Origin of the sequence: Desmonostoc muscorum LEGE 12446, from assembly GCF_015207005.2 — a bacterium.
In the GTDB taxonomy this organism is placed as follows: Bacteria; Cyanobacteriota; Cyanobacteriia; order Cyanobacteriales; family Nostocaceae; genus Nostoc; species Nostoc muscorum.
Genome location: NZ_JADEXS020000001.1, coordinates 2,828,446 through 2,848,138, shown reverse-complemented (window position 1 = coordinate 2,848,138; position 19,693 = coordinate 2,828,446). Strand labels below are relative to the sequence as shown.

General features: G+C 40.2%; 18 protein-coding genes and 3 pseudogenes. 9 read left to right on the top strand and 12 right to left on the bottom strand.

Going from position 1 to position 19,693, the window contains the following annotated elements:
- The first annotated feature begins 136 nt into the window (after positions 1 to 136).
- From IQ276_RS12215 to IQ276_RS12205, 3 genes are all read left to right on the top strand, one after another.
- Positions 137 to 553 carry a XisH family protein gene (locus IQ276_RS12215; protein WP_193913810.1) on the top strand — a complete coding sequence of 139 codons (417 nt, stop codon included), beginning with the start codon at positions 137 to 139 and terminating at the stop codon, positions 551 to 553.
- Positions 541 to 870: a XisI protein gene (locus IQ276_RS12210; RefSeq protein WP_190882560.1), complete on the top strand. Its 330-nt coding sequence runs from the start codon at positions 541 to 543 to the stop codon at positions 868 to 870. The genes IQ276_RS12215 and IQ276_RS12210 overlap by 13 nt, the downstream gene beginning before the upstream one ends.
- 507 nt (positions 871 to 1,377) lie before the next feature.
- The gene (locus IQ276_RS12205; protein ID WP_235115602.1) at positions 1,378 to 1,740 is read left to right on the top strand and encodes a Panacea domain-containing protein; all 363 of its coding nucleotides are present in this window, start codon (positions 1,378 to 1,380) and stop codon (positions 1,738 to 1,740) included.
- Between the two features lie 204 nt (positions 1,741 to 1,944).
- Here the strand turns inward: IQ276_RS12205 and IQ276_RS12200 are convergent, their stop codons facing one another.
- The 4 genes from IQ276_RS12200 to IQ276_RS12185 form a co-directional block, all read right to left on the bottom strand.
- Positions 1,945 to 2,208, bottom strand: coding sequence for a DUF3303 domain-containing protein (locus tag IQ276_RS12200; RefSeq protein WP_228042812.1), 264 nt, complete (start codon positions 2,206 to 2,208; stop codon positions 1,945 to 1,947).
- Between the two features lie 43 nt (positions 2,209 to 2,251).
- Positions 2,252 to 3,274, bottom strand: a complete 1,023-nt coding sequence (locus tag IQ276_RS12195; RefSeq protein WP_193913816.1) for a zinc-dependent alcohol dehydrogenase — start codon at positions 3,272 to 3,274, stop codon at positions 2,252 to 2,254.
- Positions 3,275 to 3,392: 118 nt separating this feature from the next.
- Positions 3,393 to 3,578 carry a hypothetical protein gene (locus IQ276_RS12190; protein ID WP_190883818.1) on the bottom strand — a complete coding sequence of 62 codons (186 nt, stop codon included), beginning with the start codon at positions 3,576 to 3,578 and terminating at the stop codon, positions 3,393 to 3,395.
- Positions 3,579 to 3,636: 58 nt separating this feature from the next.
- Positions 3,637 to 4,707, bottom strand: coding sequence for a glycosyltransferase family 4 protein (locus IQ276_RS12185; protein WP_193913809.1), 1,071 nt, complete (start codon positions 4,705 to 4,707; stop codon positions 3,637 to 3,639).
- 457 nt (positions 4,708 to 5,164) lie between these two features.
- On the opposite strand from IQ276_RS12185, the gene xth reads away from it, so the two are divergent.
- Positions 5,165 to 5,947 (top strand): exodeoxyribonuclease III, encoded by a 783-nt coding sequence (gene xth / locus IQ276_RS12180; RefSeq protein WP_193913808.1) that lies wholly within the window; start codon positions 5,165 to 5,167, stop codon positions 5,945 to 5,947.
- Between the two features lie 24 nt (positions 5,948 to 5,971).
- Here the strand turns inward: xth and IQ276_RS12175 are convergent, their stop codons facing one another.
- A complete protein-coding gene (locus tag IQ276_RS12175) occupies positions 5,972 to 6,247 on the bottom strand; it encodes a type II toxin-antitoxin system RelE family toxin (RefSeq protein ID WP_193913807.1) in 276 nt (91 codons plus the stop codon).
- Entirely contained in the window at positions 6,240 to 6,494 is a 255-nt protein-coding gene (locus IQ276_RS12170) for a type II toxin-antitoxin system Phd/YefM family antitoxin (protein WP_190883822.1), read from the bottom strand. Before IQ276_RS12170 ends, IQ276_RS12175 begins: the two co-directional genes overlap by 8 nt.
- 96 nt (positions 6,495 to 6,590) lie before the next feature.
- Here IQ276_RS12170 and IQ276_RS12165 point away from each other — a divergent pair, with 96 nt between their 5' ends.
- The gene (locus IQ276_RS12165; RefSeq protein WP_235115601.1) at positions 6,591 to 6,755 is read left to right on the top strand and encodes a hypothetical protein; all 165 of its coding nucleotides are present in this window, start codon (positions 6,591 to 6,593) and stop codon (positions 6,753 to 6,755) included.
- A 38-nt stretch (positions 6,756 to 6,793) separates the two neighbouring features.
- Here IQ276_RS12165 and IQ276_RS12160 read toward each other — a convergent pair whose 3' ends face one another.
- From IQ276_RS12160 to IQ276_RS12150, 3 genes and pseudogenes are all read right to left on the bottom strand, one after another.
- On the bottom strand, positions 6,794 to 7,891 hold the full coding sequence (locus IQ276_RS12160) for a T3SS effector HopA1 family protein (RefSeq protein ID WP_193913806.1): 1,098 nt from the start codon (positions 7,889 to 7,891) through the stop codon (positions 6,794 to 6,796).
- 338 nt (positions 7,892 to 8,229) lie between these two features.
- The gene (locus tag IQ276_RS12155; protein ID WP_193913805.1) at positions 8,230 to 9,468 is read right to left on the bottom strand and encodes a phosphotransferase family protein; all 1,239 of its coding nucleotides are present in this window, start codon (positions 9,466 to 9,468) and stop codon (positions 8,230 to 8,232) included.
- Between the two features lie 552 nt (positions 9,469 to 10,020).
- Positions 10,021 to 10,332: pseudogene (locus IQ276_RS12150) on the bottom strand (IS701 family transposase); the annotation flags it as partial.
- A 132-nt stretch (positions 10,333 to 10,464) separates the two neighbouring features.
- Between IQ276_RS12150 and IQ276_RS12145 the strand changes: the two are divergent.
- Positions 10,465 to 10,917 carry a hypothetical protein gene (locus tag IQ276_RS12145; protein ID WP_193913804.1) on the top strand — a complete coding sequence of 151 codons (453 nt, stop codon included), beginning with the start codon at positions 10,465 to 10,467 and terminating at the stop codon, positions 10,915 to 10,917.
- Between the two features lie 261 nt (positions 10,918 to 11,178).
- Here the strand turns inward: IQ276_RS12145 and IQ276_RS12140 are convergent, their stop codons facing one another.
- Positions 11,179 to 11,580 carry a hypothetical protein gene (locus IQ276_RS12140; protein ID WP_193913802.1) on the bottom strand — a complete coding sequence of 134 codons (402 nt, stop codon included), beginning with the start codon at positions 11,578 to 11,580 and terminating at the stop codon, positions 11,179 to 11,181.
- A 398-nt stretch (positions 11,581 to 11,978) separates the two neighbouring features.
- Positions 11,979 to 12,788 carry a hypothetical protein gene (locus IQ276_RS12135; protein ID WP_190884800.1) on the bottom strand — a complete coding sequence of 270 codons (810 nt, stop codon included), beginning with the start codon at positions 12,786 to 12,788 and terminating at the stop codon, positions 11,979 to 11,981.
- Positions 12,789 to 13,713: 925 nt separating this feature from the next.
- On the opposite strand from IQ276_RS12135, the gene IQ276_RS12130 reads away from it, so the two are divergent.
- Entirely contained in the window at positions 13,714 to 15,849 is a 2,136-nt protein-coding gene (locus tag IQ276_RS12130; RefSeq protein ID WP_193913800.1) for a PAS domain-containing sensor histidine kinase, read from the top strand.
- Between the two features lie 343 nt (positions 15,850 to 16,192).
- Here IQ276_RS12130 and IQ276_RS12125 read toward each other — a convergent pair.
- Positions 16,193 to 16,831: pseudogene (locus IQ276_RS12125) on the bottom strand (DUF4336 domain-containing protein); the annotation flags it as partial.
- A gap of 2 nt (positions 16,832 to 16,833) precedes the next feature.
- Between IQ276_RS12125 and IQ276_RS12120 the strand changes: the two are divergent.
- Together IQ276_RS12120 and IQ276_RS12115 are read left to right on the top strand one after the other, a co-directional pair.
- Positions 16,834 to 17,259: pseudogene (locus IQ276_RS12120) on the top strand (hypothetical protein); the annotation flags it as partial.
- A 704-nt stretch (positions 17,260 to 17,963) separates the two neighbouring features.
- Positions 17,964 to 19,607 carry a sensor histidine kinase gene (locus tag IQ276_RS12115; protein WP_193913798.1) on the top strand — a complete coding sequence of 548 codons (1,644 nt, stop codon included), beginning with the start codon at positions 17,964 to 17,966 and terminating at the stop codon, positions 19,605 to 19,607.
- Positions 19,608 to 19,693 lie beyond the last annotated feature (86 nt).

Genomic DNA, 19,693 nt, shown 5'->3' with positions numbered 1-19,693 from the left:
GGATAAGCGTTTTAGCTTATCCCTTTTTTGTGTTTCGCCCATTTTACCGAAGCGTTCCCACAGAGTAGACACAAAGTGCAACAGCTTAATTCCAAAATTAGGTAAAATGAGAGTAAAAATATTATTTTGACTTTCAATGTCAGCGAAAGATATCTTTCATCATGCAGTTCGTTTAGCTTTAGAAAAAGATAGTTGGAATATCACTCACGATCCTTTGTCTATTACAATTGACGGTATCGAATTTTATATTGATTTGGGAGCAGAAAGGCTTTTAGCAGCAGAAAAGGAGGGGCAAAAAATAGCAGTCGAAGTCAAATCTTTCATAGGTAAATCTGAGGTAAGCGAATTTCATACAGCTTTAGGACAAACACTTAACTATCGCTCGGCCTTGAGAAGAAAAGAACCCAATCGCCTTTTATATCTGGCAGTTCCTTATGAAGTGTACCGAGAATTTTTTCTGATCCAGTTTATTCAAGAAGTTATTGCCGAACATAAATTAAAGTTACTTGTATTTGAACCAAGCAAGCAGGAGGTTATCTTATGGAAGGAATGAATTATTCAGAATTAGTACAAACTGTTTTAGAAAAACATACTGCAAATCATCTATCGGAAGATACAGAAAAAGAGTTAATTTTTGATTGCCAGAGAAATCGCTATCTTTTAGTTCATGTAGGATGGGAAAATGAAGAACGGGTTTATGGTTGTGTTATTCATGTAGATATTAAAGATGGAAAAATTTGGATTCAGCGAGATTTTACTGAAGAAGGAATAGGTAATCAGTTAGTAGAATTAGGTGTGCCAAAAACAGATATTGTTTTAGGTTTCAGATCGCCTTATGTCCGGCAGTTCACTGGTTTTGCATCTGTTTAACGTTATTGATAGTTTATAACTTCCCAGATAAAAGATTAAAGTAGTACAATTAAACTATAGGACCATTATTTGATTTTTGAAAAGATACGTAGTAGCGTGACAAGGCTAAAATGTTGCAATAAATTTTCTTGTGGTGTGGACATCTTGTCCGCACCGGACGGGCGAGACGCCCATCCCACAAGAGTTTTGTAATGCACTATTTTAGTCTTGTCACGCCAGTAGGGTGCGTTAGCGACAGCGTAACGCACCAAAGCCTTAAGAATGGTGCGTTACGGCTTACGCCTAACACACCCTACAAATACTTAGATTTTTTCAGAAATCAAATATGATTCCTATATAAGAATTAAGGAAATTGTTGATAGCTCTTGGCGTAATAACGTTGATGTATTGTGTAGCAGACCGAAGGAGGTGGTTATAGTGTTGTCATGTTTTAAGGTAGCAGATTACTTTCTCTGGTTAGCAAATGAAACAGGGTCTTTCATCAGTAATCTCAAGCTGTAAAAGCTTGTGTACTATGCTCAGGCTTGGCATCTTGCACTCTATGACACTCCTTTATTCCAAGAGGATTTTGAAGCTTGGATACATGGCCCCGTAATACCTGCGTTGTACCAGAAGTACAAGCCTTTTGGATGGCAACCAATTTTAGAGGATGCTAACCCCCAATTGTCCCAAGAGGTTGAAGAGTTTCTAGATGAAGTTGCACAAGAGTACTTCGCCTGCGATGCTTATGAACTTGAGCAGATGACTCATGTCGAAGCACCCTGGAATTTGGCTAGAGGAAATCTACCACCTGATGCACCTTCCAATGAAGTTATAAAGAAGGAGTGGATGAAGGAGTACTACGGATCTTGTGTCGAAGAAGAAGATTAAAAAGACTGAGGTTGCCAAAGATGGCAAATCAGCTATTAAACCAACAAAGCTGAAGCCACCTCAAGGCATCAGCTTTTCGTTTAAATACTATCACGATAGACATCTCCAGAAATTAATTATCCGTTACCCGAAACCCTTGTAGAGACTTAGCATTGCTACGTCTCTACATTCATTTTTGGAGATGTCTTATGCATCTGCCTGGTACTAAAACATCTTATTAACTATCTCTGCTGTATGTTTCGACGGAAGGATAGGAATTATCTCGAATTCAACAAGATCCTGCCATTGGAATATCCACTCCTGGAATAAACATAGATCGTCACATTCCATCAGTTGAAAGCAACGATCAAAATTGACTTCAACCCAGCTATCTACATACTTTAAACCTTCAGGCATCATACGCCCTTTCTCTTGAAGTCGGCGGTATACTTCTTTTGCCTTACCGTCCTGAAATCGCTCGACTACCATAAATAACATTTTGTCTCCTTGCTCACACTGTAACTCAGACAATTTAAGGAATCATCGCTACTTTAATTACTTGACGCGCTTTCATCTCATAAAAAACCTGTTCTAAATTTTTTAATGGCCGCTGTTCACTAATAAGTAATTCAAAGGGAATTTTCCGACTAGCTATTAGTGATAAAGCCGATCGCACATACTCTGGTGTATTATGAAACACACCTTTTATAGTTAGTTCGCTATAGTGTAGTTGTTGTGTATTCACAGAAATGCTAGTATCTCGTGGACAACCGCCGAATAAATTGACTGTTGCACCAGGACGGGCGCAGGCGATCGCAGTTTCCCACACACTAGGCACTCCAGTGGCTTCAATCACCACATCTGCACCCCATCCTTGGGTGAGTTCTTTCACCACCCTGGGAATATCCGAGATTTGATGATAATTAAAGGTCTGGGCTGCACCCAATTTCTTACCAATTTCTAGTCTGTGGTCATTACCTCCCCACAGCAACACTTCAGCAGTATCCGCTAAAGCAGCTACAAACATCAGCCCGATCGCTCCATCTCCTAAAACGACTACTTTATCTTTGGGCTGAATATGAGAACGCCCTACGCCATGCAACACACAAGCAAGGGGTTCTGTCATGGCTGCCAATTCCCACGGCAAGTCATCGGGAATCTGCAATAAATTATGCTGTACTATGGGTGCAGGAATTTTCAGATATTGGGCAAAAGTCCCATTATTCCAGGTTAAATTGGGACACAATGAATATTCTTCACGTTGACAAAAAAAGCATTTCATGCATGGAGCGGAATTATTAGCGACAACCCGATCGCCTATCTGCCAATTTGTAACACCTGCTCCCAAGGCAACAATTCGCCCAGCAGCTTCATGCCCAAACAGCGTTGGTGGTTTCAACATTTTGGCATGACCACCGCGCCGCCAGACTTTCAAATCTGTACCACAAGTTGTTGCTGTTCCCACTTGGATCACAACTTCGCCAGCCGCAGGAGTGGGATCGGCAACCTCCTCTAGGCGTAAATCTTCTTGCCCGTAAAGTAATGCTGCTAACAAAGTTTTAAACCTATCAATTAGATCCACCTGATTTTACCAGTTGAACCTATTTGATAGGTTTAAACTAAATTTGGTCTTGATTTTTAGTAAACTTTTATCAATCTTAAATGCTGAAAAACTACGAATTCGCAGCTGTTTGGGGAAGGACTCCGGTATTTCGGCTTTCCGCATTCGGCAAGCGGATTACAGTTAACAGTGGTACTTCTTGTCGGCACGACAGGCAAAACCAATACAGTTCACCATGACGAACATGACGCAGGAGGGAACCACCGCAGCATGGGCAGGTGTTGGCTCTCGTACTCATACCAATGTCCTCCTTGAAATAAAAGTTGTTGTTTAAGCTAAGCAAAAAAAGCAGTTGATTAAAAGCGGATACTGCCCGCATGAATGCGGCCATTCGATTCTATGCGGTCTTTAATAATTTGTCTGTAAACAGCTTCATATCCGTTAACCATTTGGCTAACGCTAAAATTGTTTTCTACATATTTTCGACAGGTTTGACGATTGAGCTCCATTGCTAATGGAATCATTGCCGCCATTTCTGCATAGTTTTTGCAGATAAAACCTGTTTTTCCGTGAGCAATCACTTCAGGTACAGAGCCTAAATTCGTGGCAATTACTGGTGTACCAGTTGCCATTGATTCGATCATTACTAAACCAAAAGGTTCTTGCCAAGCGATGGGGAAAAGAGTAATGGCAGCATTGCCCAGAAGTTCAGTTTTTTCGGCGTGGTTGATTTCGCCTAAATATTCAATTTGCTGACCATCAATATGGGGGGCAATCTCTTGTTCAAAAAACTTAGAATCTCCTAAGTCAACTTTTCCAGCCATCTTTAAGCGCCAACCAGTTTCCTTAGCAATGGCGATCGCATGTTGTGGCCCTTTCTCTGGCGAAAAACGACCTAAAAATGCCAAATATGCAGGCTGTGACGGTTGGGCTACAAATGGATAATCTGTTAGCTCAATTCCGTTATAAACCGTGGCAATATAGTTAAGATCGATTTCACGCTGGGAATTACTAATGCTGATATATGGTTGCTTTTGGTGGTAGCTAAATCCGTTACGGTTGTCCTTTGTAAAATTATTGTGCAGTGTATGCACTGTAGAAGTTGTTGTTATCAAACTCGCCAAAGCTAATGCCGAAATCCCTACATGAGAATGGATAATATCGAACTGGGCAGCGCTTTGATAAACTTGACTCAGTTCCAGCATTTCGTACACTGCATACTCTTTAACATTTGAGTCTGAGCGCAATGCACGCGGATAAACTGCTTCTAATTGAGCCAGAGTTTGAGAATCACCAGAAGCAAACAAAGTTACTTCATGACCACGACGAACAAGTTCATCAGTCAAGCGACTTACTACCAGTTCTATTCCTCCATAACTAGGAGGTGGAACCCTTTCCCATAAGGGGGCAACTTGAGCGATTTTCATAAATTGTTTTGGTTCAGTCTGTGAAATTGTCCTCAATATAATGAATTACCTCATTATTCTATGAGAACAAAGCATTTGTACTTACTTTTTTGAAATTTAAATTAACCTAACAGGCTACCAAAGGCACAATATTCGGTTAACCGCACTGGAAATTTTCTCCCGACAAATCTCAGCACTATCGTTAAAACTCAACCCTGAGTTACACTTATAACCTATAGCCAATCAATTAGTTGTTGCATCTGTCTTGGGGATCATAATCGAGTAGAATATTTTGTAGCAGAACTTACAAAATAGAATATTTGGTAGCTGAAAATACTAAATTATTAAATGGGATCAAATTATTCCAGCTTGGTTTAAAGGCAATGAGCAAATAGGATATAAATTATAAATATTAAATAATTGTATAAAAATTACATAATTTGTATTATGAATTTACAAAAGTTTTGATAGCCTACTCATGAAAATCGCTACTTGGAACGTCAACTCAATTCGCATTCGTCTAGAACAGGTTACTGATTGGTTAACTCATAATCCCGTTGATGTTCTCTGCTTGCAAGAAACCAAAGTGATGGATGTTGAGTTTCCGCGATCGCCCTTTGAGCAAATGGGCTATCATCTCGATCTATCAGGGCAAAAATCCTATAACGGCGTAGCCCTAATTAGCCGCCAACCACTTCTAGACGTAAGCAGCGGATTTAGGGCGATTTTGCCCGATCTACACCACGAATGGGATGATCAAAAGCGAGTCATCACAGGTGTAATTGATGGTATTCGCATTGTAAATTTATACGTTCCCAACGGCGCAGCTGTAGGAACTGAAAAATACGAATATAAACTGCGCTGGTTGACAGCCCTGCGTGAGTACTTGCGATTGCTGCTATTGTCACAACCTGATATTTGCGTATGCGGCGACTTCAACATCGCCCTGGAAGCCAAAGATATTCACGAGCAAGTCAGTACAGAAAATCACATTATGGCAACAGAAACAGAACGCCAAGCCTTACGGGATATTCTGGCCTTGGGATTTGCCGATGCGTTTCGTAAATTTACTAGCGAAGGCGGAAATTATAGTTGGTGGGATTATCGCGCCGCCGCCTTTCGTCGCAACTTAGGTTGGCGGATTGACCATCACTATCTCACACCCGTACTGTATGAACGCGCAAAAAGTTGCATCATCGATGCTGCACCGAGAAAATTAACCCAACCCAGCGATCATGTACCGGTGATTGTGGAATTATAAAAGGGACTGGGGACTGGGTATTTGTCACAAGTTTTCGTATACCTCATCATCGTTCCGTTTGCCAACACGGAACACGTCAACTAGTTGGTTTTCATCGTCAATGGTGTAGAGAATTCTGTACTCTCCAGAATCAACACGATAACCGCCTTCATAAGCCTTAAGAGCTTTACAATCTTGGGATCTAGGAGTACCTTGAAGAGAAAGGATTTTAGAGACGATCTGCTTAAATTGTTTGGCTTGCAAATCCCGCAAGTTCTTTTCTGTAGTTTTAGCAATCCTGAGAGTGTAGCGCTCACTCATTTTCACGCTCTTGCATAATCGCCTCTAAAGTTGTAAAGCCATCATTCTCGGCAATGGCTCGGCGTAATAGTTCAGAGTCAATGGCATCTTCTAGGGCTTCTAGGCGTTTTAGGTCTTCCAGTCCAACTATAGCGACGACAGCCTTGCCATGTCGCTCAATGACGATACGCTCACCTTTATACTCAACACGATTGATTAGCTCTTGAAAATTGGCGCGAGCTTCTGTAGCGCTGATTGTATCTGACATTTTGACAGTTTGTACATTTTTGGTATTTTGTACATTTATTCTAACTGAGAGCCGATCGCTTTTTCATTCATCCAAACACACATCTCAACGTTATAAATGCTAACTGTCCAGATTTTTAATCATGCTAAGACTGACGCACAGGTAACGGAAAATCAAACCGCAGAGGACACAGAGAAGCCAGTGCGCTGGCGTCCGGGTTCCCCGACTTGTTCGCGCAGCGGCGACCACAGGAGAAGTAACTGGCGCAACACAGAGAAATAAGAGTTTCAGAGAGTTATTGCGTAAGTCCTACATGCTACTTAAATGCTACTTAACTTCAGGGGAATATAGATATCTTGAGAATTAGGGTTCAGGTAGGGACGCTGCAAGTCAATGGTATGGCGTGTAAAATGTTGGTCAATCACCCTCATCCGTTCTTCCATCGCATTCTTGCCTTTGTGCCAAGCTTCCAACAAAGCATTAGCAACGATTTGACAACGGTTCATACCAAAACTTTCTTGTGCGGCAAATTTTTGGCTTGGTTCTTCAGCTAAACCTAACCCTGGTGCTAAAAATTTGGTAAACAAGGGAATTTCGGGCTGGAAATGAAATTGATTTTTTGGATAAATAGCCTGAAGAATGGTGCGAATTGCTGGATAGTCCTGGAGTTCAAAGTAGAGTATCCCCGAATCATAGCGTCCGTATGCACAGGGATTGTGGAGAACCTGAAAGCTAAAGGGAATCGAGGCTGCATTCAATTGCAGTGTTAGGCTATCCATCAGAGCGATCGCACCAGATGGCGTTAAATTAAAGTAAATTCGCCCTGCTCCCAAATCACTGTCTGGATTACTTTGCTGTTCCTGTCCCACATTACTGACTGCCATGTAACAACCGTTTTGCAGGCGATTTTTAGGCATCCAGATTGCTACCATATCACCCACTTTGGTAGATTTCTTACTGGATTCTAAGTGACAGTCTGGCTCAATATAAAGTGTTAAACCGCCTTTTGTCACCGCCATAGTACCATCAGGTTCTTGCCGCAAGACCTGCCATTTTGAGTCTAAGTAACCTACACCATGATTACTTTCGTGCAGTTGTTTGTAGAAGTCCCAATCAATCTCGGAAATGGAACTATCTTCTAAATGATGCTTTGATGTGTGATTAATAGTATCAGCATTGACTGCCAAAGTAGTTTGTAGGGAGCCATTGTAATAGATCCCATAGAGAAAATTTCGCAGTAGTAGAGCCAGATACTTTTGTTGTAAATCTGCCGGGGTTTGTTGAAATCTATCCGCTACTTTAGTCGGCAGAGCAAAGGGTTGATAGTTGGGATGGTAAATACAAAAATTTGACTCAATCTGGATATTCCTAGCAATGTCCAACAGAGAAGTCAGCGGTTGATTGGCAGAATATAGCATTAATCCATTTAGAACTCAAAGAAAGAAAATTCAAAATCATAAAACAGGAGTCAGAATTCAGAATTGATGAAGAAACTGACATTTTTATTCTTGTTTATAAAAATACTATGGGGCAAAATACTCTGAGATTTATCATATGGTAAATAATATGCAGAACAATTTAAAATTTCATAAAAATTCAATACCCAGAATTCAAAATTGAGAATTCAAAATTCAGAAAAAATACAGTATGATTGCTATATTCATTGGTCGGATATTTTCCTGATTCTTTAATTATTCTGACTCCTGAATTCTGAATTCTGAATTCTGAATTCTGATTCTTGTTCTAGTCCCTACCATTAACAACCACGGAGCCGAGTTTTTTCGTAATAAATGCGAAGTAACTGCTGCTCCTTTTGAGGCTGAGGAAGTTTATGGATTTTGGCCACAGGGTTGACAATTTCTGATTCTGAGATCCCGAAAATAGTCAGCACAGCTTGCTCCGGCATAGTGAGTAAACTTTTAGCTACTTGCAGCATACAGATATCAGCATTGCTAAAGTATTTCCGGCAGGTAATCATATCCTGAATTTGATGAATTAGTGCCAGTCCCGCAAATTGGATAACCCGCGAAATAAAGTCACTACGGTATTCCAAAATCATCGGGAAAGCATTGAGATAAGACCTGATGAGAGCAATAATTGAAGGCTGTAAAATCTCTAACGGTATCAACGCCAGATGTAGAGATTCTTCTAACTCGATGGTAGGATCTACTACCAAGCTCTTGAGCCAAATTCCTAAATAGCTTGCTAGTAAAGTTCCTAAATCAAAAGCTGGATCTCCCCAAGCACAGGCTTCCCAATCAATTAGTCGCACTAGGCAATTGTCTAGTTGCTGCCAGCGAGAATGAACTAAAATGTTGTTCAATTTCAAGTCGTTATGAGTCAAGCAGCAAGGGTTCCACTCATATGCCAAATCTGCGATCGCAGATTCCAAACTCTCGTACTGTTGATAAAGAACATAAAATTTCAAGGCATCGGTGGGAACAGTACCAAAAATCTCTGGACTAATTGACCCTATCCCTTGAGCCGGATTGTAAAAGCCATAGCGAAACTCTCCTTGGGGAGCAGTTGCCATAAAATCCCTATATTCCCGACGTTGGAAGGTTGCACGATGTAGTCCTGCCAAAGTAGTGCCGATCGCATAGGCAATTTCTGGTGGAAAAATTTCATTATTGTGGTATAATGTCCCAATATCCAGGTAATCACTCAAGTAGTTGCGGACAAGAATGGAATTTTCTTCGTCAAAATGCACTACCAATGGTGCGATAGCCGAAACATTGCCGAAAACTGGAAACTGCTGGAGCAACTGATGAAACAGCCACTCTTTAAATAACTCATGGGGCAGGCCTTCACTGTTAATCTTACGTTCTTGTTTAACGAGCAGTTTGCGATTATCAGCTAAAGTTACAAGTAAATTGAAATTTTTGTTGCTACTCCTTGGCAAGTCAGATTCATCCAATCTGCCACCTTCTGAGTTATACAGACCTACATCTTGCAGATACTGGATAACGTTGTGAGAAGACAGTGATAATACCATGTATTATTTCCTACTTCGTAAACTACCGTAAATTCATCCGTGTCAGAATTAGCTTAGTCTTAGCAATTTTGGGTAGATAGTAACTAGTGTGCGAATAAGAATAAAGATTTGTACAATCTACTAATATCGCATATTTCCGATTAAAACCTGCCAAAATGGCACCAAGCTCTTTATAATTGCTTTAAAATTGCCTCCATGACTCCGTGACATCTTTACACTTGCTCAGCATAGTTACTTAGACACATCTAGAGTAAGTTTTGTGGTAGAGCCTTTTGATGCAGCTCTGTCTCCTTTGTTTGTAGCGGATTAGCATCCCCAGCAAAAAACTGATTGGCGGCAGATGTTGTAAGTAGTCATCCTGAAAGCAGCGAAGAATTTCAGCAATTCTTCGGGGTACGAAGCATGACTTTCAACGTTATTATTTTTATTTATCATCACAAAGCCAAAAAAACCGGAAATTTTGACCGGTTGGTAATTATTTTTTGCTTAAATTTTCATAATTGATACGTGAAAGGCTTGTTGGCAGGTGATTTATTGGGACTTAAACAAAAACTAAGCCCAAATAAAGCCTAAACTGGCTTTATAAGCAGCAAACACGTCACGGTTAAGGGTCAACCAATCGAAAAATCGATAAGACATAGCTGTTCTAAAAGCCTCTAAAGCTTCAGTAAAAGTGTTCAAAGGTTTGTTTGCCCACCTGCGTCTCAAGCCGCCTGTCATCTGATGCCAAAGAATAAAAGTATAGGCACAGAATACCAAGATAAAGTGCCTCACTAGACTCCTTTTCTCTCTGACTTGATATTCTTTGAGTCCTAACCATCCCTTAGCTTCTCGATAAAAAACTTCTACCCAATTTCGTTGATAAAGGGAGAAAAACCACCCATAATAAATGAGACACAAACCAAAGTCGAAAATTATATCGGCGGTAAAATTGTTCCGTTCCCGGAAGCAAAAATCCAAGTAGCATTAAATCCTTCTCTCCTTGAACAACAACCAGTGACTATTGACAACTTGAGGGATTGGTATACTACTGCTGACAAGTTGGGTAAGCCCGATGAATACAAAAAACGGATTGTGGAGGTAGCCAATCAATTTAAATCTGGTCAACAGTTGTCATCAAAAGCGTTGACAGCTATGAATTTGGATAGGGAAGAATTGCATTCTATTCGCCGGTTGACTAAAATTGCTCAGAAAATTGGTACAGTCTTGGGTGACATAACTGAAGATGGTTCTACTCAGGTTCAGGGTCAAGTGTACGATATTTATTTCAATCCTGAGCAGAAAGATTTAACCATTGCTCAGAAAAATGGGGAAGTAGTTCTTGATATTCAATCTGGTCAGATAAAAACTAATCAGCTTAACAATAAAATATTTCAATTTTTTGAAGAAGCTAATACGAAACTTGACAAAAGTTTATCCAATGTGAAGTCTAGAGGGATGGCGATTTAGTTAAATGTTCCTGTGAGCAAATAATTACGAATTACTGTGTTCGTAGCATCTCGTAGAGAGCGTCTTGCAATGAGTTGGTATTTGTAGTAAATTGATTTTTTGCTCATGGGAACTGGAAATTTTGTTTAAGGGTTATAGTGCTGTACAGTGACAAATTAAATGGCGTTTAGACAAAGAAAGTGTCATCAAGCTTACGTGTAACTCGATGGATGGGCTGAGGTATGAAGCCCATCCTACCGCGCTTTTTGGCAAGCGACATTCTTATCTCGGTTTGCAGGTTGCGGTAAGTTCTAGATTGTAGAAAGTCCCTGGTTTGGGATTAATTGAACGCAACTCCTGGATAAAAGCATTAAATCTTGTATTGCTGATGCCGAAGCCAGCTTCAGCACAAGCAGATAAACCTACTTCGATGGGAATAGGAGAACCGACCCTGGGACTATATACAATGAATTTATCGACGGTGCTAGTACCAACTGCAAACCCGATAACCTGGCGAATTGTTCGCAAAGCGGCATTATCTAAGGAACCACCAATACTGCCAATACTGATATTAACCGCACGAATATTAACCGCACGAATATTAACCGCACGACTTTCAGCCACAGCGGGCGCACTAATCGACAATACTGCCCCGACAATCATCAAACAGGTCAACTTCAACATTATCCTCTCCTCCAAAAAATTGAAAAACTAAAATTAGGTTTCGACATGGATGAAGTAAATCACAGACGGGAGCCATGTAAGGTTTTCAGTAGTAGTCTATCAACCCAAAAATGCGCTTGTCAGGGCTGGGGAAAGGGTAAGGGATTTAAAACCGAATGGCACTAAGATAACGCTAAACCCAGTATTTATAAGCCTTCTGGGTGTAGGGTGTAGGGTGTAGGGTGTAGGGAATAAATTGGATATTGTTTTGTTTGACGCACTAAAATTCAATTGTATTATACCACTACACCCAACCCCCTACACCCTACACCCTGCCCTGACGACGTTTCATCTTTTCTTAGTGACATTCGGTTTATAACCACATCCCCGCTCACAGACGACAGCATCATCTGTTACAGTTAAAGTACCTGTTCGCCACCGGGATAACAGAAGGAAGAACGGGGAGCATAGAAGCCAAAGGTAATTTCAAGCGGTCGTCTTGGTCGTAAAGCATAGACAGGATGGCTTGGTTGAAGGAACTCCAAATCAACAATTTGCCAAGGGGTAACGATCTCTGCAACATAAGGATAAACACCACTGGAGAATGAACCATTGGCTTTTTTAGTAATGTATCGCAATTGACCGCTAGCCACATTAGCAATGGTGTTACTGACCCTAGCAGTAGTGCGGATGATGGGAATACCGTTAGATTCGGTTGTAGCGATTAAGGTATTGCCATTAAGGCTCAGAGTTGTACGTCCCGGTGTTGCAGGGACGCCACGCTCTAAAACATATTTGATTACGGTAGAACTGGAGTTAAAGTAATGAGTCCACCATCTACCGGGGTTTACACCGCCAGGGGCATCGAGGTTTTGGAGATCGGCACCAAGATAAGTCAGCGAGTACGCACCAAAGCCAGAAGTCTGTTCATCAGTATCGACTACATATTGGTTCATGAAGACTGCGCCCCTGTAGTTTGGTGTGAAACGATTTGGAACTAAGGACTTCACAGCGGTAGAATCTTCCGGAATCCAGCCGAAATATAACATTCGACTATTAATAACCATCTGCGGGGCTGCAAGCTTGTTGGGTTCTTCAGCTTGTGCCGAACTATCAGTATTAGAACCAGTAATAAAATTGCCTAGTAGCGGTGTACTCCCTACTGAAGCAGCGCCAGTAATAAAGCCACCTGTCTTGAGAATTTGGCGGCGAGAGAAATTATAAGACAATTTAAGCTCCTGCAATTCTATTTTTGTTAACTTATTAATCCGACAGAGAGTGTCCGCCTGTTTTGAATGGTGTTCTCTGCTCAAGTGATTTGAATTTAAAGATAAATAGGGGAGAAATAGGGGAGATAATTGCAATTACAGAAAAAATTTTCAGCACCGATTAATTGGAGGGATCAGTCTGGATCTGACAATACGTTTGGGTATGTAAATGTCTTGAGTCAACAAGCTGGGTAGGCATAGCCCCACCCAAAGAGCTGAATTAATAGAGAGTTTTGCATTAGACCTCTTGCAAAAGTGCTTTTTGCAAGAGGTGGGAAAAGGGTAAAGGTTAAAGGGGAAGGGGACAATACAGAACTTTTTCCCCTTCCCCCTTCCCCTTTTCCCGACTTATGCAAGAAGTCTATTGCTCTACGCTCATCTTCGGGATGTATACTCTGGTTAACTTTGCGCCAAGTCGGTTGCCCCCAATTACGTAAAGCATCGCGTAACATCGGCAGTGGCATTGCTACCGGAGGGCGATTGAGATACCAACCATAGCGATCGCGCTCAGTCTTCAAGTAAGTACGAGTACAGCCATCATATTGCGCCGAAACCAGCCGTTCATCAGCTGCGTAAACTTAATTTTGGGGGATCACCTGGATCTGACCCGGTTGCGAGGTTACGCTCATCGCAAAAGTGTCTTGTATATCTCGCCACAGCCTCAATACATATACCTTAAAGGATAAAGTTACAGGAAGACAAAACCTATTTGAGTCAATTGACTTGGAGAATTGTAGTATCAGATTATTAGGGATTTTATAATTGTTCTCTTTTTACTACGATTTCCAACAGATGAATATTATTAGAAACAGGAATGTTACATTATCTAAAGAATAGGGAATCCTAGATTTAAGTAGCAAGCAAATCTATTAGTCAGTTAGACAGGATGAACTTTCAACAGCAGGGCATTCAATCCGGTAACAATTTTTCTGTCAACCAAGTGCTAAAAGTTGATGAAGTCAGTAGAAATGGTCAGGAGATTGAAAATCAATTAGCAGAGCCAGATTTGAAACAGTTGCAAGATAAACTTTTATTACTTATAGAACGAAATCCTTTGCCTTTAATTGAGTGGGATACAGCGTTTCAAGTAATAGAATGGAATCTGGCTGCTGAACAACTATTTGGATACAGCAAAAGCGAAGTACTTGGTTGTCAGCTATCAGAAATAATTGTGCCAGAAATTGAGAGAGTACAAGCCATCAAAATAATGGAGTTATTAATTAAAGAGAAAGTGGAAGGTAATAATCTCAGTAAGAACCTGACAAAACATGGAATAGTGATTATTTGTGATTGGTGTCACACTCCGATAACTAATGTGGATGGCAAGGTAATTAGTATTGTCTCAACAGTACAGGATATTACAAAAGTAAAGTCTTTTGAAAGCACTCTGCACGAAAACGAAAAGACCTATCAGCAAATTCTTGATGCAATTACAGATATGGTACTGGTTAAAGGTGCTAAATCTCGAATTATTTGGGCAAATAAGGCGTTTCGTGATTATTACGGGATGAGTGAGTCACAGCTTCAAAATATGATTGATGCACCTTTCAGCGAACCAGATCATACCCTGCAATATATCAAAGATGATGCTTACGTATTTGAAAGTGGACAGACACTAGAAATTCCCCAAGAGCCAGTAAATCGGTACGATGGCGAAGTACGCTTATTCCATACAATCAAATCTGCGATCCGTAACGAACTAGGTCAAGTGATAATGACTGTTGGCGTATCTCGTGATATTAGTGAGCATAAACAAGCTCAGAAAGAACAGGCGAAGTTGTTAGCAATTCTAGAAGCAGCACCAGACTTTATCAGCACTGCTGACTTAACTGGGCAGGTTCTTTACTTTAATAAAGCAGCTCGTAGAATGTTGGAGCTAGGGGAAGAAGAATCGCTTCATAAGAGAAATTTGTCCCAAAATCATCCGAAATGGGCAAATGAGATTATCCAGAATCAAGGATTACCAGAATCAGTTAGAGTCGGTGATTGGGTTGGGGAAACTGCTGTTTTAAAAGCTGATGGACGAGAAATTCCCATATCCCAACTGATTATTGCTCACAAATCACCTGAGGGGGAAGTTGAATATTTCTCGACGATCGCAAGGGATATCAGCCAACTCAAAGCTGCGGAAGAAACTTTGGTGCAAAAAGCGGAAGATTTAGAGCGCACTCTTAAAGAACTTCAAAGCACCCAAGCTCATTTGCTCCAAAGCGAAAAAATGTCCTCTATTGGTCAATTGGTTGCTGGAGTAGCTCACGAAATGAATAATCCTTTGGGCTTTATTGCTGCCAGTGTAAAACAAGCTAAACCTAGCTTTGCTGATATTGTTGACCACTTAAAGCTTTATCAGAAAAAGTTTCCCGCTCCGGGAGATGAAATTCTCATCCATGCCGAAGAAATTGACTTGGAATATAGCTTATCAGATTTACCAGAAATGATTGATTCAATAACGATAGCCTGTGACAGACTCAAAGATATCAGTACCAGTCTCCGCACTTTCACCCGTGCCGATCAAGACTACAAAATACCTTTCAATATCCACCAAGGCATTGATAGTACCATTCTAATTCTCAAACATCGTCTGAAAGCAAATGAGCAACGTCCGAAGATTGAAGTTATCACAAACTACGGGAAATTACCTGAAGTAGAATGCTTTCCAGGGCAATTAAATCAGGTATTTATGAACATACTAGCGAATGCTATTGATGCCTTGGATGAATCAAATACAGACCGGAGTTTTAGGGAGATTAAAGCCAATCCTAATCAGATAATGATTACCACCTCATTGAAAAACAAACAGGTTGAAGTGAAGATTGCTGATAATGGTCAAGGGATGAGTGAATCAATTAAACAAAAAGTATTTGACGACTTGTTTACTACCAAAGGTGTTGGTAAAGGAACAGGATTAGGATTAGCGATCGCTCAATCTATTGTTGTAGAAAAACATGGTGGAACTTTGGATGTGAATTCTACCCCAGGCGTTGGAACAGAATTTGTGATTACCTTACCGATTCTGGTTTAGACTCAAAATTAACTTGGTCGAAAGTGTGATTTCAGTTAACTACCACTAGCCAATCGCACACCACAGACCTACACCCGCGATCCATTGTTAACCCAAAGGAGCCACTGCCCCAGGTATGCGTTCTGTGTAAGGCTCACCATCAGGAATACCAACAGAAAAGTCAATTCTTTTGAGATCGATTGTCTTAAAATAGGCTAAAAGCCAGATTAGGAGAGATTTTGAAATAAAGGTATAATTTTATCCAATAAGAATATGCCATCATCTGACCAAACTTGTCTTTTGTCTGAGTACTTATAAGTTGGTACTAATGCACAACTGTGTGTTTCTACAGCTAGGGTATTGATTAGACCTTCTCTTTAGCTGGAGTTGCGATACCGCGCTTAACTAGACTCGCTTCCAGTTGCTTAATAAATCTTAAGTCTTCCTCCAATAGAGGCTGGCTTTTGCTAGAAGAAAAGTCATTACTTACAGAGGGATTTTTTTCAAGAAAAGCAAAAGCTTGCCGAAATTGACGCGGATTTGTAAAAATTAGCGAGTCAAAGTGACAGGGGATAATCTGCTGAAAATCCCAACTTGCAACTGTATCAGCCCAGTTGAGGACTTGTCTTGGTGCTTGTGGAAAAATAAGGATTTGCAGAATCGGTGCGACAAATGGCCGCCCCTGACCTTGTAGAGCATCGAATGCCTGCTTCCAAGTTTCTCGCCAGCGGAAAGGAAATAAACCAAAGTACGTTTTTAGGGTTCGCTGTGGTGCTTTGAGAGCATCACGAAACATCTGTCCGATTGGAGTAAGTTCCAGCGCACTTGGACGGAAGTAAAGTGCAAACAATGAAATGCGTTGCCATCCCTTGCGGCGGTTGTCTTCATTGTCGTCGCAAGTCTCCAAGGCATTGTCCCTTGCATGAAACAGTAAGGGATAAGGATCTAATTGGAGGATTTCTGGTGGGTCAACTGGAACACAAAGGATAGAATCAGTTACAAGATATCCAGATGGCTGCTACGATTTTACGTTGCTATTCTTATCGTTGGCATGTGGAAGAATATCACAAAATTCTCAAGTCAGGATGTCAAGTGGAACGATACAGACTTGCTGCTGACGGTATGAAAGCTTTAATTGGTTTCTTGAGTGTGATTGCTGTTGAGCTTTTGCAGTTAACTTATCTACACCGCACTCAGCATCAAGCCCCCGCTATTGAGATTCTTAATCCTCTTCAACTTCGGATTTTGAAAGCTAAATCCCCCAAACCACCTAAGTTATTGACAGTTAATTGGGCTGTGGAAGCGATCGCTCGTTTAGGTGGTTATCTTGAACATCGACATAAAACTCCTATTGGTATCCAGGTACTGTGGCGAGGTTGGTTAAAATTGCACGACCTGTGTGAGGGTTGGCAGCTTGCAAGAGAGACTTAACGGGAAAAGTTAGGTCAAACAATCTACCAAATTAAGCATGGATTGTTATCAAATTATTTAGTTCAGCAACTAAAACGTCCGGCTGTTCCTATGTTTATCGTGTAGTTGCTTCGCGCGCGGCGTGGCTACGCCGCGCCATTGCTTGTGACAGTTGCGTAAGTCCTGATATTGTTTGCAAAGTGTAATATTACTGTAATAGTATTGCGTTAACAATCGAATAGCTGTATGGTTAGAATTGAATTTTCTAGAAAGCCCAAGTCAAACAAATTTTTAGTGTATTGAAAAAAGTATTGTTCTGTCGAACGAACTTGGCAGAGCGATATGATTATTTTCTGATTTGAAGCAACTAAATTTGAGTGTCCCAAAGCCTATGATTAATTGGCGGTAGTTTGTTGTATCTTGTTACTAAATATATAGGTTTAACAGATTTTATCTTAATTACCATAAAACAGCTAAAGATTATCAAAAAACAAGTTAGTTTTTTCAAAACTTAAATCTATAGTCAACGAAAATTAATGTTTTCATGATGAATTGTTCGCACTTTTAAACCTCCAAATTCTATATTTTGAGTATTTCTAAGTTTTGGAAAATACTCTCTATTACATCAACTGAATTAAGGAATACATTGAGTAGGTAGAGTGCCAAGAAGTTTTTTGTGTCATCAAATAAATTCGGTTAATTATAAATGATTAGCATTGAAACTTATGATTTTCACAAACAAGTTTTCTGAGCTACACAATTCTCAAGCCGACACATTGCAATTAGAAGAAGAGTTGCAATTTAGCAAGTTTTTAATGGAACGTTTAACAGATCCAGTTTTCTGGATCAGTTCAGATGCACGGATTATATATGTCAATCACGCAGCTTGTAATTTTGTAGGTGATTCCTACGACGAATTACTTTCTATGACCATACATGATGTAATACTAGACTTTTCACTAGAAGTATGGCCCAACTGCTGGAAAACTATTAAACAACAGGGTTCCTTATACTTTGAATCTATACATCAGACTCAAGAAAACCAGCGCTTAACAGTGGAAATCACTGCTAGCTATATGGAATATGAAAGCAGAGAGTATGGTTGTATCTTGATCCGAGATATCAGTAAACGCAAGCATGTTTCATTCGTCTTATCTAAAGCTAATCAGGTACTAGAGTACAGGGTACAGGAGCTTTTAACCGAAATAAAATACGTTAATCAGATATTATCTCATGAAAGGGCTGAATGCAAGTGGGTAAAAGCAAAACTAGAGAATTCCCTTTCCTTACTTCAAGCAACTCTAGAATCTATCGATTGCGGTGTTATTGCTATTGGATGTGACGGAGATATTATTAGCTCTAATGGAAAGTTTGCTCAAATGTGGCAGGTTCCAAATTCTATTATTAGTTCATGTAACTATCAGCAATATATAACTTTTTACATAAACCAAATTAACAATCCAGAAATATTGTGCAGAGATATCCAAAAACTCAATAGCCAAAAGGATTTTGAAAGCTATGATATTCTGGAATTGAAAGATGGCAGGTTTTTCGAGCGATGTAGTAAGCCTCTACGGCTCAGTGAAGAAATTATTGGGATAGTATGGAGTTTTCGAGACATCACTGAACGTCAACAAGCAGAATCAGAAAATCGCCGAATTCTAGAACAAGAAAAACAACTTGCTGAAGGTAGAGCGCAGTTTGTCTCTATGGTTTCTCATGAATTCCGCAGTCCCCTGAATGTAATTTCGTATTCCACTAGTTTATTGAAACGTCATAGTCACCACTGGAGTGATGAGAAAAAACTCCAGTATTTGCAGCGTCTTCAAACAGCAACTGAACAGATTAGTCACTTAATGGATGAAGTTCTCCTGATTGGCAGTGCGGAAGCCGGAAAGCTACAGTGTGAGCTAAAACCGCTTGATTTAAACTTATTCTGCCGTGAGATATTGGCAGAAATAAACCTACAAACAAATAGCCTAAGTGCAGTTAACTTCGTTAGCAAAGGTAATTGTAAACCAGTTTGGGTAGATAAAAAGTTGCTACAACCAGTTCTAATGAATTTACTTTCAAATGCTGTTAAATATTCTCCAACAAGTAGTAAGGTTGATTTGATATTGTCTTATCAAGATGAAAAAGTCATTTTTCAAATTAAGGATAAGGGAATTGGCATTTCGCTAGAAGATCAACAACAGTTGTTTAAGCCATTTTATCGAGGTGGGAATGTAGGTGACGTACCAGGTAATGGATTAGGGCTGGCAATTGTCAAAAAGCTTGTAGACTTGCATCATAGTCAAATTGACGTGGTGAGTCAAGTTGGGAAAGGTACTATTTTTACAGTTACATTACTCTTAAAACAACCACTATAGCAATGCCAAATCATTTGTGAGAGAGTAAAAAACTGAAAAGAGTAATGACTACAGTACGAGACTTCTGCTAAGGAAGCTAAAAAAGC